Consider the following 15,623-nt stretch of genomic DNA (forward strand, 5'->3'; position numbering starts at 1 on the left):
AGGGTGGGACCCGAGACGGGGCCGACGGCGGGACCCTGCACGGGGGCCCTCCAACCAAGACCTTGATCTAGAAGTCCAGTAACTAGCCCCGGAAAGGGGTCCCTTTGCTCGACGTCAACTTCTTCGACGAGCTCCGCATCGGGCTGGCCACCGGCGACGACATCCGCCAGTGGAGCCACGGTGAGGTGAAGAAGCCCGAGACCATCAACTACCGGACACTGCGTCCGGAGAAGGACGGTCTCTTCTGCGAGAAGATCTTCGGTCCCACGCGGGACTGGGAGTGCTACTGCGGCAAGTACAAGCGGGTCCGGTTCAAGGGCATCATCTGCGAGCGCTGCGGCGTCGAGGTGACCCGGGCCAAGGTCCGCCGCGAGCGGATGGGCCACATCGAGCTGGCCGCGCCGGTCACCCACATCTGGTTCTTCAAGGGTGTCCCCTCGCGCCTGGGCTACCTGCTCGACCTGGCGCCCAAGGACCTCGAGAAGATCATCTACTTCGCCGCCTACCTGATCACCGGGGTCGACGAGGAGGCGCGTCACCGCGACCTGCCGACCATCGAGGCCGAGATCAGCGCGGAGAAGCACAACCTGGAGTCCCGCCGGGACGCCGACGTGGAGGCCCGCCAGCAGAAGCTGGAGGCCGACCTCGCCGAGCTCGAGGCCGAGGGTGCGAAGTCCGACGTCCGCCGCAAGGTGCGCGAGGGCGGCGAGCGCGAGATGCGCCAGCTGCGCGACCGCGCCCAGCGGGAGATCGACCGCCTCGAGGAGGTGCTCGACACCTTCCGCAAGCTCGAGGTCAAGCAGCTCATCGCCGACGAGGGCCTCTACCGCGAGCTGCGTGACCGCTTCGGTGAGTACTTCGAGGGCGGCATGGGTGCCGCGGCGCTGCAGAAGCTGCTCGCCGACTTCGACCTCGACGCCGAGGCCGCCGCGCTGCGCGAGACCATCCGCAGCGGCAAGGGCCAGCGCAAGCTGCGGGCCCTCAAGCGGCTCAAGGTCGTCGCGGCGTTCCAGCAGACCCGCAACTCGCCCATGGGCATGGTGCTCGACTGCGTCCCGGTCATCCCGCCGGACCTGCGCCCGATGGTCCAGCTCGACGGTGGGCGGTTCGCCACCAGCGACATGAACGACCTGTACCGCCGGGTCATCAACCGGAACAACCGGCTCAAGCGGCTGCTCGACCTCGGCGCGCCCGAGATCATCGTGAACAACGAGAAGCGGATGCTGCAGGAATCCGTGGACGCGCTGTTCGACAACGGCCGTCGCGGCCGGCCGGTCACCGGCCCGGGCAACCGCCCGCTGAAGTCGCTGTCGGACCTGCTCAAGGGCAAGCAGGGCCGGTTCCGGCAGAACCTGCTCGGCAAGCGCGTCGACTACTCGGGCCGTTCGGTCATCGTCGTCGGCCCGCAGCTGAAGCTGCACCAGTGCGGCCTGCCCAAGCAGATGGCGCTGGAGCTGTTCAAGCCCTTCGTCATGAAGCGGCTGGTCGACCTCAACCACGCGCAGAACATCAAGTCCGCCAAGCGGATGGTCGAGCGCGCCCGTCCCGTCGTCTGGGACGTGCTGGAGGAGGTCATCACCGAGCACCCGGTGCTGCTCAACCGCGCGCCGACGCTGCACCGCCTGGGCATCCAGGCGTTCGAGCCGCAGCTGGTCGAGGGCAAGGCCATTCAGATCCACCCGCTGGTCTGCACCGCGTTCAACGCCGACTTCGACGGTGACCAGATGGCGGTGCACCTGCCGCTGTCGGCCGAGGCGCAGGCCGAGGCCCGGATCCTGATGCTGTCGAGCAACAACATCCTGTCCCCGGCCGATGGTCGCCCGATCACCGCGCCGACCCAGGACATGGTGCTCGGCCTGTACCACCTGACCACCCTGGTGCCCAGCCGGTACGAGGCCGACGGTGGCCAGCCGGCGTCCTTCTCGTCGGCGGCCGAGGCGGTCATGGCCTTCGACAAGGGCGCCCTGGGTCTGCAGGAGCGGGCCTGGATCCGCCTCGACGAGGTCTTCGGCGTCGACAACGGCTCGGTGAACGAGCCGTGGGAGCAGCCCGCGGACTGGGTGCCGGGTGGTCCGGCGACGGTGCTGACCAGCCTGGGCCGGGTGCTGTTCAACGAGGCCCTGCCCGAGGACTACCGCTTCGTCAACTACCAGGTGCCGAAGAAGGAGCTCGGGGCGATCGTCAACGACCTCGCCGAGCGCTACCCCAAGGTGCACGTGGCGGCGTCGCTGGACGCCCTCAAGGCGGCCGGGTTCCACTGGGCCACCCGCGCGGGCGTCACGATCGCCATCGACGACGTGGTCACCCCGCCGGCGAAGCAGGAGATCCTCGACCGGCACGAGGCCGAGGCGCGCCAGATCGAGCGGCAGTACGAGCGCGGCGTCATCACCGACGCCGAGCGGCGCGGCGAGCTGATCGAGATCTGGACCCGCGCGCGGGCCGAGGTCAGCCAGGCGATGGTGGACAACTTCCCGACCACCAACCCGGTCTGGGTCATGGTCAACTCGGGTGCCCGGGGCAACATGATGCAGATCAGCCAGATCGCCGGTATGCGCGGCCTGGTGGCCAACCCGAAGGGCGAGATCATCCCGCGGCCGATCAAGGCCAACTTCCGGGAGGGTCTGTCCGTGCTGGAGTACTTCATCTCCACGCACGGTGCCCGCAAGGGTCTGGCCGACACCGCGCTGCGGACGGCGGACTCCGGGTACCTCACCCGCCGGCTGGTCGACGTCTCCCAGGACGTCATCATCCGCGAGGAGGACTGCGGCACCGACCGTGGCGTGGTCATGCCGATCGCGACCGCGGTCGACGGGCAGCTCACCCGGGACGCGCACGTCGCCACCAGCGTGTACGCCCGCTCCCTGGCCGCCGACGTGGTGGCCGAGGACGGCACGCTGATCGCACAGGCCGGCCAGGACCTCGGTGACGTGCTGATCGGTCAGTTGATCGACGCCGGCGTCTCGGAGGTCAAGGTCCGTTGCGTCCTGACCTGCGAGTCGCTGCTCGGCACCTGCGCCACCTGCTACGGCCGCTCGCTGGCGACCGGCAAGCTGGTGGACGTCGGCGAGGCGGTCGGCATCATCGCCGCCCAGTCGATCGGTGAGCCCGGCACCCAGCTGACGATGCGCACCTTCCACACCGGTGGTGTCGCGGGTGAGGACATCACCCACGGTCTGCCGCGTGTGGTGGAGCTCTTCGAGGCCCGCGTCCCCAAGGGCAAGGCGCCGATCGCCGAGCTGGCCGGCACCGTCCGCATCGAGGACGGCGAGCAGTTCCGCAAGCTGACCATCGTCCCGGACGACGGCTCCGACGAGGTCGTCTACGACAGGCTGTCGCGTCGCTCGCGGCTGCGGGTCGAGGACGGCGGCCACGTCGAGGTCGGCGAGCAGCTCACCGAGGGTGCGGTCGACCCGCACGAGGTGCTGCGGATCATGGGCCCGCGCGAGGTGCAGCTGCACCTGGTCCGCGAGGTCCAGGAGGTCTACCGCAGCCAGGGCGTGTCGATCCACGACAAGCACATCGAGGTGATCATCCGGCAGATGCTCAAGCGGGTGACCATCATCGACTCGGGTGCGACGGAGTTCCTGCCCGGTGCGCTGGTCGAGCGGACCCTGTTCGAGACCGAGAACCGCCGCGTCGTCGCCGAGGGCGGCGAGCCGGCCTCGGCCCGCCCGGTCCTGATGGGCATCACCAAGGCCTCACTCGCGACCGAGTCGTGGCTGTCGGCCGCCTCCTTCCAGGAGACGACCAAGGTGCTCACCGACGCGGCGATCCAGGGCAAGAGCGACAGCCTGCTCGGCCTCAAGGAGAACGTGATCATCGGGAAGCTGATCCCGGCCGGTACCGGCATCAGCCGCTACCGGAACATCACGGTCGAGCCGACCGAGGAGGCCCGCGCCGCCGTCTACACGATGGCCGGCTACGACGACGGGCAGTACTACAGCCCGGACGTCTTCGGCTCCGGCACCGGCGAGGCCGTGCGTCTGGAGGAGTACGACTGGCGAGGCTGAAAAACACCCCCTGCTCCCCGCTACTCGCAGGCTCGTAGCGGGACCCTGCAGGGGGCGGCCGTTCCAGCACGTCACCTGGGAGGGCCCCGCAGATCGCGAGGTCTGCGGGGCCCTCCCGTGTGTGGGGTATCCGGATGATCAGGTCAGCTGGTCATCCGGCGTCCTGGCTCAGGGTCCACGGTGAGCCAGGACGCGCGACCGTGAGCTGGGACGCGCGACGGTGAGCCAGGACGACGACGCGCGGAGGCACCGAGGACACATGTGCCGGGGGTCTACGGGGCCTCTCGCACCACGTGACGGGACCTGCGATCTACCGATCCGCCAGCCGGCGCATCCTCTCGACCGTGCGCAGGCGGCCCTCGGGACTGCCGTCGAGCGGTTGGAGCACCAGCGTGGTCACCCCCGCCTCCCGGAAGGCGGCGATCCGCTCGGCCACGTGGGACTCCGGCCCGATCAGCGAGGCGGTGCGGATCAGGTCCTCGGGGACGGCGGCCGCGGCCTCGTCCTTCTGTCCGTCGAGGTAGAGGTCCTGGATGGTGCGGGCCTCGTCCTCGTAGCCGTAGCGCCGGGCGAGGTCGTTGTAGAAGTTCTTGCCCCGCGCGCCCATGCCACCGATGTAGAGGGCCAGCTGGGGACGGACCAGGTCCACCATCGGCTCGACGTCGTCCCCGATGGCCACCGGGACGCCGACGACGACCTGCAGCTCACCCAGGGCGGGGTCGCGCCTGGCCCGGCCGGCGGCCAACGACCCGCCCCAGACCGATGCCGCCTTCTCCGGGACGAAGAAGATCGGTTCCCAGGCCTCGGCGACCTCCGCGACCAGTTCGACGTTCTTCGGGCCGATGGCGGCCAGCAGCACTGGGATCCGGTCCCGCACCGGGGTGTTGATCAGCTTGAGCGGCTTGCCGAGGCCGGTGCCCTGCTCGGGTGGGAGCGGGACCGTGTACTTGGGGCCCTCGTGGACCAGCCGGTCCCGGCGCCACACCTGCCGGCAGATGTCGACGATCTCGCGGGTGCGCTGCAGCGGGGCGTCGTAGGGGACGCCGTGCCACCCCTCGATGACCTGCGGGCCGGAGGCGCCCAGACCGAGGGTGAAGCGGCCGTCGGACACGAAGTCCAGGCCCGCGGCGGTCATCGCGAGCAGCGCCGGGGTGCGGCTGTAGACGGGGAAGATGCCGCTCATGAGCTCGACTCGGTCGGTCACCGCGGCCAGGTAGCCGAGCTGGCTCACCGCGTCGAAGGTGTACACCTCCGCGACCATCGCGAGGTCGAGCCCGGCGGACTCGAGGTCGCGGATCTCCGCGGCGGTCTGGCGGAACCCGCCGCTGTAGCTGGCCTGGATGCCGATGCGCACGTCCACTCCTCAAGGCTCGGCGGCGCCACCGTCGGCGCCGGGCCGACCGTATCGGCACCGGCCGGGGGCGCGACCGGGCTCAGAGCGGCCGGACGACCCCGACGACCTCGGTGACCACGCGGACGCCGTCCACGTCGCCGGGGACCCGGGCGGCCGCGTGCACGTCGGCCAGGTCGACCTTGACGACGTACCCGCTGTCCCGACGGGCCAGGCCCACGCCCACGACGCCCGGGTCGGCGGCCAGCCGCTGGCTGAGAGCGCTCTTGGCGGCCCGGGCGGAGGCGCGGTCGGTCATGGCCCCATGGTGCCCTCGATCAGCCCACCGCGACAGGCCTCCGACGGGGTGGAGGGCCGGCAGGCGCGGGGAGGGGTCACGAGGCGACCCACTGCAGGTCGAGCACGGAGAGGACCGTGACCAGCGGGTTGGCGAAGGTGACCCCGCCGCCGTCGCGCCCCCCGGTGTCGCTGCCCGCGAAGAGCAGGCCGAGCGGTGCCCGGTCCGAGCTGCGCCAGATCACCGAGCCGCTGTCGCCGCCCGCGCTGAACGCCCCGTCGAGCCCGTCGACCTCCACCTGGCCGTCGAAGGTGTACACCGCCTCGTCGTACTGCACGGTGACGCCGTCGACCTCCACGGCGCTGACCCGGCCCGCGGTGTGCCCGGTCGTGCGGCCGACCTTCTCCACGCGCTCGTCGGGGTCCACGTCGTCCACCCGGAGCGGCTCGTGGGCCAGCGGGCCGCCGGGCAGCCGTCCCGGCTCCACGGGGACCTCCGGGTCGACGACCGCCACCGCGGCGTCGACCAGGTTGCGTCGGCCGGCGGTGAACCGCTCGAAGGCGGCCAGCGTCGCCACCCGGTCGGTGGACAGGACCCCGCCGTCGGCCGGCCCCGGCTGCAGGACCGGGTCGCCGACCGAGGCGGCGCCGCCCGCGGCCAGGACGTGGTTGTTCGACAGCACCGCCAGGCGCCCGCCGCACCGCACGAAGCCCCCGAGGGTCCCGGCGGTGACCGCGGGGTGGGCGACCGACGACCCCGGGCGCAGCGGGCGGACGTGCTGCTGCAGCTCGTCCGGGGCGGGGGAGGAGAGCGCGCGGACGGCGCCGATCACCCGGACGTCGAGCTGGTCGAGCACCGCGTCGTCCAGACCGGACAGCAGGACGTCGGCGTCCTGCCTGGCCGCCAGGCGGACGGCGAGGTGGGCCTGGTCGGGGCCGACCGGGGTCAGGCCAAGAGCCGGTCGCACCCAGCGCCGCCCGTCGAGGTCCCTGGCGGTGACCGGACCGGCGGACTCGGCCGCCCGCACCCTCAGCTGGGCCTTGAGCTCGCGGGCCAGGTCGACGTGCACGAGATCCTCCGGTGGCGTTGGGTGGGCGTCCTGCCACCGACCGTAGGGCCCGGGTACGACAGGAACGTGCGCCGCGAGATCCCTGGGCGTCCGGTCCGGGGGTGTCGTGCGCGCCGCGCGCCTGCCGCGCCGCGGACGCCGGTAGAGTCGGCCCACCGCCAGGTCCGGCCGCCCGGGAACAACCCGGGACGAGCCGCCGTTGACCTCCACGTACCCCGGCGGACGGTGTCTGCTGACCGCCACGGTGTGGCCGATCCGGCTTTGACCGGCTCCGGGCACGCGGGTATCGTGGTCAGCCGTGCCCAGGGTGCCCTGGGCCTGCTCCCGTTCGCGGTGCGCCTGCCGGTAGGTGGTGGCGCCGAGTCGCGGGGGGCGACCGATCCGGTTCGACCAGCCGGCCGGTCCCGAGGAGGGCGACACGCCCGACCGCGGGGACCGGTGGCGGTCCGCGGCCGGGGACGGACTCGACCCCGGCAGGACCGGCACCCGGTACAGCAGAGCACCGTCCACAGCACGACCCAGCGCAGGTAGGAGATCCAGGCCACCCATGCCCACGATCAACCAGCTGGTCCGCAAGGGCCGCGAGGACAAGGTCGAGAAGACCAAGACCCCGGCGCTGAAGGGCTCCCCTCAGCGTCGTGGGGTCTGCACCCGCGTGTACACGACGACGCCGAAGAAGCCGAACTCGGCGCTGCGCAAGGTCGCTCGCGTCCGCCTCACCAGTGGCATCGAGGTGACCGCCTACATCCCGGGCGTCGGCCACAACCTGCAGGAGCACTCCATGGTGCTCGTGCGCGGCGGCCGCGTGAAGGACCTCCCCGGCGTGCGCTACAAGATCATCCGCGGCTCGCTCGACACCCAGGGTGTCCGCAACCGCAAGCAGGCTCGCAGCCGGTACGGCGCGAAGAAGGAGAAGAGCTGACATGCCGCGCAAGGGCCCCGCGCCGCGTCGGCCGCTGGTCGCCGACCCGGTGTACCAGTCGCCGCTGGTCACCCAGCTGATCAACAAGGTGCTCGTCGACGGCAAGCGCTCGGTCGCCGAGTCGATCGTCTACGACGCCCTCGAGGGTTGCCGGGCCAAGACCGACACCGACCCGGTGGTCACGCTCAAGCGCGCGCTGGACAACGTCAAGCCGGCCCTCGAGGTCCGCAGCCGCCGCGTCGGTGGTGCGACCTACCAGGTGCCGGTGGAGGTCCGGGCCTCGCGGAGCACCACGCTCGGGCTGCGCTGGCTGATCCAGTACAGCCGGGCCCGTCGCGAGAAGACGATGACCGAGCGCCTGATGAACGAGCTGCTCGACGCGAGCAACGGTCTGGGAGCTGCGGTCAAGCGCCGCGAGGACACCCACAAGATGGCCGAGTCGAACAAGGCCTTCGCCCATTACCGCTGGTGACGTCACGACGGTCGCCGGTACACCGCTGGTGACGTCCCGGCATCCCCAGCCGCTGCACCGCCGCTGAGTGCACTCCGCTGGCCCCGCCAGCCCCCGCGGCCGGCGGGTGGTCCGGGCCACCCCTGGACGACCCGCACGTGCACTGCGAACCCACGAGGAGAGACTGATGGCCGACACCCAGGCCGCCCTCGCCAAGACCCGCAACATCGGGATCATGGCGCACATCGACGCCGGTAAGACCACCACGACCGAGCGCATCCTCTTCTACACCGGTATCAACTACAAGATCGGTGAGGTCCACGACGGCGCGGCCACGATGGACTGGATGGAGCAGGAGCAGGAGCGCGGCATCACCATCACGTCCGCCGCGACGAAGTGCTCCTGGAACGGCTACGACATCAACATCATCGACACCCCGGGGCACGTCGACTTCACCGTCGAGGTGGAGCGGTCCCTGCGGGTGCTCGACGGTGCCGTCGCCGTCTACGACGGGGTCGCCGGCGTGGAGCCGCAGACCGAGCAGGTCTGGCGGCAGGCGGAGAAGTACGGCGTCCCGCGCATCTGCTTCGTCAACAAGCTGGACCGGACCGGCGCGAACTTCTTCCGCTGCGTCGACATGATGGTCGAGCGGCTCGGCGCCAACCCGCTGGTCATGCAGCTGCCGATCGGCGCGGAGTCCGACTTCGTCGGGGTCGTCGACCTCGTGGAGATGCGGGCCCTGACCTGGCGCGGCGAGACGCAGAAGGGTGAGGACTACGCGGTCGAGGCGGTCCCGGTCGACCTCGCCGACTCCGCCGCCGAGTACCGCGAGAAGCTGCTGGAGGCCGTCGCCGAGACCGACGACGCCATCATGGAGGCCTACCTCGGCGGCGAGGAGATCTCCGTCGAGACCCTCAAGGCCGCCATCCGCAAGGCGACCATCGCGGGTCAGGTCAACCCGGTCTTCACCGGCTCGGCGTTCAAGAACAAGGGCGTGCAGCCCCTGCTCGACGCCGTCGTCGACTACCTGCCCAGCCCGCTGGACATCGAGGCGATCGTCGGTACCGCGCTCGACGGCGAGACCGAGGTCGTCCGGCACGCCGACGAGGCCGAGCCGTTCTCGGCCCTGGCGTTCAAGATCCAGACCGACCAGCACCTCGGCAAGCTGACCTACGTCCGCGTCTACTCGGGCAGGGTCTCCTCCGGGTCCCCGGTGCTCAACAGCACCAAGGACCGCAAGGAGCGGATCGGCAAGATCTACCAGATGCACGCCAACAAGCGCGAGGAGCGCGAGGGCGTGGGCGCCGGCCAGATCGTCGCTGTCGTCGGCCTGAAGCAGACCACCACGGGTGACACCCTCTGCGACCCGCAGAACCCGGTGATCCTCGAGTCGATGACCTTCCCGAACCCGGTCATCGACGTGGCCATCGAGCCGAAGACGAAGGGTGACCAGGAGAAGCTCTCCACGGCCATCCAGAAGCTGGCCGAGGAGGACCCGACCTTCCGCGTCAAGCTCGACGAGGAGACCGGTCAGACGGTCATCTCCGGCATGGGTGAGCTCCACCTGGAGATCCTCGTCGACCGCATGCGGCGTGAGTTCAAGGTCGAGGCCAATGTCGGCAAGCCGCAGGTGGCCTACCGGGAGACGATCCGCAGGGCCGTCCAGAAGGTCGACTACACCCACAAGAAGCAGACTGGTGGGTCCGGCCAGTTCGCCAAGGTGCAGGTCACCCTCGAGCCGCTGGCGGTCAGCGGCGACTCGGCCACCTACGAGTTCGAGAACGCCGTCACCGGTGGTCGCATCCCGAGGGAGTACATCCCCTCGGTCGACCAGGGCATCCAGGACGCCATGCAGTACGGCATCCTGGCCGGCTACCCGGTGGTGGGTGTGAAGGCCACCCTCGTCGATGGCCAGTACCACGAGGTCGACTCCTCGGAGATGGCCTTCAAGATCGCCGGCTCGATGGTCTTCAAGGAGGCCGCGCGCAAGGCCGACCCGGCCCTGCTCGAGCCGATGATGGCCGTCGAGGTCGTCACGCCCGAGGACTACATGGGCGATGTCATCGGCGACCTGAACTCCCGGCGCGGGATCATCCAGGCGATGGAGGAGCGCTCCGGCGCCCGCGTCGTCCGGGCCCTGGTCCCGCTCTCGGAGATGTTCGGCTACGTGGGCGACCTGCGCAGCCGCACCCAGGGGCGGGCGAGCTACACCATGGTGTTCGACTCGTACGCCGAGGTCCCGCAGAACGTCGCCAAGGAGATCATCGCGAAGGCGACGGGCGAATGAGCACCGCAGGGAGCGTCAGCGACCGAGGAGCGCAGTTCGTCCGGAGCCGAGCCGTGCAGATCGCGGAGGCGACCGGCGAGTGACCTGCCGGGCGGGGGCAGCCCCGCCCGGGCCCCCAGCAAGCCCACCCCAGAGTTCGCGCACGACGCGAGACCACGAGGAGAGGAACCAGTGGCCAAGGCCAAGTTCGAGCGGACCAAGCCGCACGTCAACATCGGCACCATCGGGCACATCGACCACGGCAAGACCACGCTGACCGCGGCGATCACCAAGGTGCTGCACGACAAGTACCCCGACCTCAACGCCGTGTCGGCCTTCGACCAGATCGACAAGGCGCCCGAGGAGAAGGCGCGCGGCATCACGATCTCGATCGCGCACGTCGAGTACCAGACCGAGAACCGGCACTACGCGCACGTCGACTGCCCCGGGCACGCCGACTACATCAAGAACATGATCACCGGTGCGGCGCAGATGGACGGCGCCATCCTGGTGGTCGCCGCCACCGACGGCCCGATGCCGCAGACCAAGGAGCACGTCCTCCTGGCCCGCCAGGTCGGCGTCCCCTACATCGTCGTGGCGCTGAACAAGGCCGACATGGTCGACGACGAGGAGATCCTCGAGCTCGTCGAGCTGGAGGTCCGCGAGCTGCTGTCCGAGTACGAGTTCCCCGGTGACGACGTCCCCGTGGTGCGCGTCTCGGCGCTCAAGGCCCTCGAGGGCGACGCGGAGTGGGGCGACCGGCTCATGGAGCTGATGAACGCCGTCGACACCGCCATCCCCGAGCCGCAGCGGGAGGTCGACAAGCCGTTCCTCATGCCGGTCGAGGACGTCTTCACCATCACCGGTCGCGGCACCGTCGTCACCGGTCGCGTCGAGCGCGGCGTCGTCAAGGTGTCGGAGGAGGTCGAGATCGTCGGCATCCGTCCGTCCTCGACCAAGACCACCGTCACCGGCGTCGAGATGTTCCGCAAGCTGCTCGACCAGGGCCAGGCCGGTGACAACGTCGGTCTGCTGCTGCGCGGCATCAAGCGCGAGGACGTCGAGCGCGGTCAGGTCGTCGTGAAGCCGGGTTCGATCACCCCGCACACCAACTTCGAGGGTTCGGTCTACATCCTCTCGAAGGACGAGGGTGGCCGTCACACGCCCTTCTTCAACAACTACCGTCCGCAGTTCTACTTCCGGACCACGGACGTCACGGGCGTCGTGACCCTGCCAGCCGGCACCGAGATGGTCATGCCGGGTGACAACACCGAGATGACGGTCGAGCTGATCCAGCCGATCGCCATGGAGGAGGGCCTGCGGTTCGCCATCCGCGAGGGTGGCCGCACCGTCGGCGCCGGTCGCGTCACGAAGATCATCAAGTAGCACCCCGCGACGGGCGGCGGTCGACCCGGCCGCCGCCCGTCCCCGGGTGGCCGTGCTCTGTGCGCGCCGCCACCCACCCCGCTGGGGCCAGACCGGATGACGGTTCGGACCTCCCGGCGTTCACCCCAGCCAGGAACAGACACCGATCGGCAGGAGCAGAGGACAGCGATGGCGGGACAGAAGATCCGCATCCGGCTGAAGGCCTACGACCACGAGGCGATCGACGCCTCGGCGCGGCGCATCGTCGACACGGTGACCAAGACCGGTGCGCGCGTCGTCGGCCCGGTGCCGCTGCCGACGGAGAAGAACGTGTACTGCGTCATCCGGTCCCCGCACAAGTACAAGGACTCGCGGGAGCACTTCGAGATGCGGACGCACAAGCGCCTCATCGACATCCTCGACCCGACGCCGAAGACGGTCGACGCGCTCATGCGCATCGACCTGCCGGCCTCGGTCGACGTGAACATCCAGTAAGGGGGAGTCATGGCGAGCACGTTCCGTGGTCTCCTCGGCGAGAAGCTGGGCATGACCCAGGTCTTCGACGAGAACAACCGCATCGTGCCGGTGACCGTCGTCAAGGCGGGTCCGTGCGTGGTGACCCAGGTGCGCACCCCCGAGGTCGACGGCTACTCCGCCGTCCAGCTCGGCTTCGGGGAGATCGACCCCCGCAAGGTGAACAAGCCCGAGGGCGGGCACTTCGCCAAGGCCGGGGTTGCGCCGCGGCGACACCTGGTGGAGCTGCGCACCGAGGACGCCTCGAACTACACGGTCGGCCAAGAGCTGACCGCGGAGGTCTTCGACGGCGTCGCCAAGGTCGACGTCATCGGCACCAGCAAGGGCAAGGGCACCGCCGGCGTCATGAAGCGCCACGGCTTCCGTGGTCTCGGCGCCGCGCACGGCACCCAGCGCAAGCACCGGTCGCCCGGCTCCATCGGTGGGGCCTCGACCCCCGCTCGGGTCTTCAAGGGCCTGCGCATGGCCGGCCGCATGGGCGCGGTCAAGACGACGACCCTCTCGCTCAACCTGCACAGGGTCGACACCGAGCGGGGCCTGCTGCTGATCAAGGGCGCGATCCCCGGCCCGAAGGGCGGCCTCGTGCTCGTCCGCTCGGCCGTCAAGGCCGGCCCCGTGGGGAGTGACAACCAGTGACAGCGTCTACGCGTGCAGGGTCTACGAGTGCAGGGTCTACGCGTGCAGGGTCTACGCGTGCAGGGTCGATCCCGGCCCGGGCCGACCGGCAGGTCGACGTCCGGACCCCGGCGGGAGAGGTCGCCGGCAGCGTGACGCTGCCCGGTGAGCTCTTCGACGCCTCGGCCAACGTCGCGCTCATGCACCAGGTCGTGGTGGCCCAGCTGGCCGCCGCGCGCCAGGGCACGCACGCGACGAAGACCCGCGGCCAGGTCAGCGGCGGTGGCGCCAAGCCGTACCGGCAGAAGGGCACCGGTCGGGCGCGCCAGGGTTCGACCCGCGCTCCGCAGTTCACCGGCGGTGGCACGGTCCACGGCCCGCAGCCGCGCGACTACACGAAGAAGACCCCGAAGAAGATGAAGGCCGCCGCGCTGCGCGGTGCACTCTCCGACCGGGCCCGCGAGGACCGCGTGCACGTGGTGAGCACCTTCGTCGACGGGGACGCCCCGAAGACCAAGGCCGCGCTCGCCGCGCTGAACACCGTGACGCAGGCCAAGCGAGTGCTCGTCGTCCTCGACCGCGCAGACGTCCTCAACTGGGTCAGCCTGCGCAACCTGCCGCAGGTGCACCTCATCGAGGCCGGCCAGCTCAACACCTACGACGTGCTGGTCGCCGACGAGGTCGTCTTCACCGAAGCCGCCCTCGCCGAGTTCGTCGCCGGACCGACCAGGGGCAGGCACGTGGACGCCGTGAAGCCGGACCTGACCACGCCGGACATCCCGGGTGCCGTCCCGTCGATCGCGCCGGCGGAGGGTGAGGGCACCGTCGACGTCGACACCACCACCGACGACGCTGAGGAGAGGGCATGAGCGTCCGCGACCCCCGGGACGTCCTGCTGTCCCCGGTCATCTCGGAGAAGAGCTACGGGCTGCTGGACGAGAACCAGTACACGTTCGTCGTCCTGCCCGAGGCCAACAAGACGCAGATCAAGATCGCTGTCGAGCAGATCTTCAACGTGAAGGTCCTCGGCGTGAACACGGTCAACCGTCCGGGCAAGCGCAAGCGGAGCCGGGGCAACCGGATGGGCAAGCGCAAGGACACCAAGCGCGCGATCGTCTCACTCGCCCCGGGCGACCGCATCGAGATCTTCGGCGGCCCGGGCGCCTGAGCGCACCGATCGACGGACCAGAGACAGAAGACAAAGGGATCCAGTTCCAATGGCTATCCGCAAGTACAAGCCGACGACGCCGGGTCGTAGAGGCGCAAGCGTCGCCGACTTCGCAGAGGTCACGAGAGACCATCCCGAGAAGTCGCTGGTCCGGCCGCTGCACGGTCGCGGCGGGCGCAACGTCCACGGGAAGGTCACCGCGCGTCACCAGGGTGGTGGGCACAAGCGCGCCTACCGGGTGATCGACTTCCGGCGGGCCGACAAGGACGGCGTGCCGGCGAAGGTCGCGCACATCGAGTACGACCCGAACCGGACCTCGCGCATCGCGCTGCTGCACTACGCCGACGGGGAGAAGCGCTACATCATCGCGCCGGCCCGTCTCAAGCAGGGCGACACGGTGGAGTGCGGTCCCTCGGCCGACATCAAGCCGGGTAACAACCTGCCGCTGCGGAACATCCCGGTCGGCACGGTCGTTCACGCCATCGAGCTGCGCCCCGGTGGCGGCGCGAAGATCGCCCGCTCGGCGGGGACCAGCGTCCAGCTGGTCGCCCGCGAGGGCCGGCTGGCGCAGCTGCGCATGCCGTCGGGGGAGATCCGCAACGTCGACGTGCGCTGCCGGGCGACCGTCGGCGAGGTGGGCAACGCCGAGCAGTCGAACATCAACTGGGGGAAGGCCGGCCGCATGCGGTGGAAGGGCAAGCGCCCGACCGTCCGCGGTGTCGCCATGAACCCGGTCGACCACCCGCACGGTGGTGGTGAGGGCAAGACCTCCGGTGGTCGCCACCCGGTGAACCCGAAGGGCAAGCCCGAGGGCCGTACGCGCAGGCGTAAGGCCAGTGACGCCCTGATCGTGCGCCGCCGGCGCACCAACAAGAAGCGCTGAGCTGGGTATCCCGGCGGCTGACAAGGAGTCCGACAGACATGCCACGCAGCCTGAAGAAGGGCCCGTTCGTGGACGACCACCTGCTCAAGAAGGTGGACGCGCAGAACGAGAGGGGCACCAAGACCGTCATCCGGACCTGGTCGCGCCGCTCCACGATCATCCCCGACATGCTCGGGCACACCATCGCCGTCCACGACGGCCGCAAGCACGTCCCGGTCTTCGTGACCGAGGCGATGGTCGGGCACAAGCTCGGCGAGTTCGCGCCCACCCGCACCTTCCGTGGGCACGTCAAGGACGACCGCCGGTCCCGCCGGGGCTGACAGAGCGCTGACCAGGTAGAGAGAGATCGTCGATGACATCCCAGGTGGGACAGGAGGTGCCGGTCGCCCGGGCCACGGCCCGGTTCGTCCGTGTCACCCCCATGAAGGCACGCCGGGTGGTGGACCTGGTCCGCTACCTGCCGGCCGACGAGGCCCTGGCCCTGCTGCGCTTCGCGCCGCAGGCCGCCAGCGAGCCGGTCGCCAAGGTGGTGGCCAGCGCGGTCGCCAACGCCGAGCACAACTTGCGCCTCGACCCGGCCGCGCTGGTCGTCAGCGCGGCCTACGTGGACGAGGGCCCGACGCTCAAGCGGATCCGCCCGCGCGCCCAGGGCCGCGCGTACCGCATCAACAAGCGGACCTGCCACATCACCGTCGAGGTCACCGAGGTCTCG

At 70.3% G+C, this 15,623-nt stretch carries 14 protein-coding genes and 1 pseudogene; 12 read left to right on the forward strand and 3 right to left on the reverse strand.

Annotated elements, in window-relative coordinates; genetic code table 11:
- Positions 1–104: 104 nt before the first annotated feature.
- Positions 105–4,010, forward strand: coding sequence for a DNA-directed RNA polymerase subunit beta' (locus tag DQ238_RS17525; protein ID WP_113782546.1), 3,906 nt, complete (start codon positions 105–107; stop codon positions 4,008–4,010).
- Between the two features lie 310 nt (positions 4,011–4,320).
- Here the strand turns inward: DQ238_RS17525 and DQ238_RS17530 are convergent, their stop codons facing one another.
- The 3 genes from DQ238_RS17530 to DQ238_RS17540 all read right to left on the reverse strand — a co-directional run bounded on the left by DQ238_RS17530 (position 4,321) and on the right by DQ238_RS17540 (position 6,707).
- On the reverse strand, positions 4,321–5,364 hold the full coding sequence (locus DQ238_RS17530; RefSeq protein ID WP_113782547.1) for an LLM class F420-dependent oxidoreductase: 1,044 nt from the start codon (positions 5,362–5,364) through the stop codon (positions 4,321–4,323).
- 79 nt (positions 5,365–5,443) lie between these two features.
- Entirely contained in the window at positions 5,444–5,659 is a 216-nt protein-coding gene (locus DQ238_RS17535) for a hypothetical protein (RefSeq protein WP_113782548.1), read from the reverse strand.
- A gap of 76 nt (positions 5,660–5,735) precedes the next feature.
- Positions 5,736–6,707: a hypothetical protein gene (locus tag DQ238_RS17540; RefSeq protein ID WP_113782549.1), complete on the reverse strand. Its 972-nt coding sequence runs from the start codon at positions 6,705–6,707 to the stop codon at positions 5,736–5,738.
- A gap of 547 nt (positions 6,708–7,254) precedes the next feature.
- Here DQ238_RS17540 and rpsL point away from each other — a divergent pair.
- The 11 genes and pseudogenes from rpsL to rplV form a co-directional block, all read left to right on the forward strand.
- Positions 7,255–7,629 carry a 30S ribosomal protein S12 gene (gene rpsL, locus DQ238_RS17545; RefSeq protein WP_012950487.1) on the forward strand — a complete coding sequence of 125 codons (375 nt, stop codon included), beginning with the start codon at positions 7,255–7,257 and terminating at the stop codon, positions 7,627–7,629.
- A gap of 1 nt (position 7,630) precedes the next feature.
- A complete protein-coding gene (rpsG, locus tag DQ238_RS17550; protein ID WP_113782550.1) occupies positions 7,631–8,101 on the forward strand; it encodes a 30S ribosomal protein S7 in 471 nt (156 codons plus the stop codon).
- Between the two features lie 166 nt (positions 8,102–8,267).
- Positions 8,268–10,367 carry an elongation factor G gene (gene fusA, locus DQ238_RS17555; RefSeq protein WP_113782551.1) on the forward strand — a complete coding sequence of 700 codons (2,100 nt, stop codon included), beginning with the start codon at positions 8,268–8,270 and terminating at the stop codon, positions 10,365–10,367.
- 171 nt (positions 10,368–10,538) lie between these two features.
- Positions 10,539–11,732 carry an elongation factor Tu gene (gene tuf, locus DQ238_RS17560; protein ID WP_113782552.1) on the forward strand — a complete coding sequence of 398 codons (1,194 nt, stop codon included), beginning with the start codon at positions 10,539–10,541 and terminating at the stop codon, positions 11,730–11,732.
- Between the two features lie 168 nt (positions 11,733–11,900).
- On the forward strand, positions 11,901–12,206 hold the full coding sequence (gene rpsJ / locus DQ238_RS17565; protein ID WP_014742859.1) for a 30S ribosomal protein S10: 306 nt from the start codon (positions 11,901–11,903) through the stop codon (positions 12,204–12,206).
- 9 nt (positions 12,207–12,215) lie between these two features.
- Entirely contained in the window at positions 12,216–12,881 is a 666-nt protein-coding gene (gene rplC, locus DQ238_RS17570; protein ID WP_113782553.1) for a 50S ribosomal protein L3, read from the forward strand.
- Between the two features lie 131 nt (positions 12,882–13,012).
- Positions 13,013–13,729 (forward strand): 50S ribosomal protein L4, encoded by a 717-nt coding sequence (rplD, locus tag DQ238_RS17575; RefSeq protein ID WP_233496058.1) that lies wholly within the window; start codon positions 13,013–13,015, stop codon positions 13,727–13,729.
- On the forward strand, positions 13,726–14,028 hold the full coding sequence (gene rplW, locus DQ238_RS17580; protein WP_113782554.1) for a 50S ribosomal protein L23: 303 nt from the start codon (positions 13,726–13,728) through the stop codon (positions 14,026–14,028). Before rplD ends, rplW begins: the two co-directional genes overlap by 4 nt.
- Before the next feature lie 49 nt (positions 14,029–14,077).
- Positions 14,078–14,911 (forward strand): 50S ribosomal protein L2, encoded by an 834-nt coding sequence (gene rplB, locus DQ238_RS17585; protein WP_113782555.1) that lies wholly within the window; start codon positions 14,078–14,080, stop codon positions 14,909–14,911.
- Positions 14,912–14,949: 38 nt separating this feature from the next.
- Positions 14,950–15,231 carry a 30S ribosomal protein S19 gene (gene rpsS, locus DQ238_RS17590; RefSeq protein ID WP_113782556.1) on the forward strand — a complete coding sequence of 94 codons (282 nt, stop codon included), beginning with the start codon at positions 14,950–14,952 and terminating at the stop codon, positions 15,229–15,231.
- 32 nt (positions 15,232–15,263) lie between these two features.
- A pseudogene (gene rplV, locus DQ238_RS17595) lies at positions 15,264–15,611 on the forward strand (50S ribosomal protein L22); the annotation flags it as partial.
- Between the last annotated feature and the right edge of the window lie 12 nt (positions 15,612–15,623).

It is taken from the genome of Geodermatophilus sp. TF02-6, assembly GCF_003319115.1.
Classification (GTDB): Bacteria; Actinomycetota; Actinomycetes; order Mycobacteriales; family Geodermatophilaceae; genus Geodermatophilus.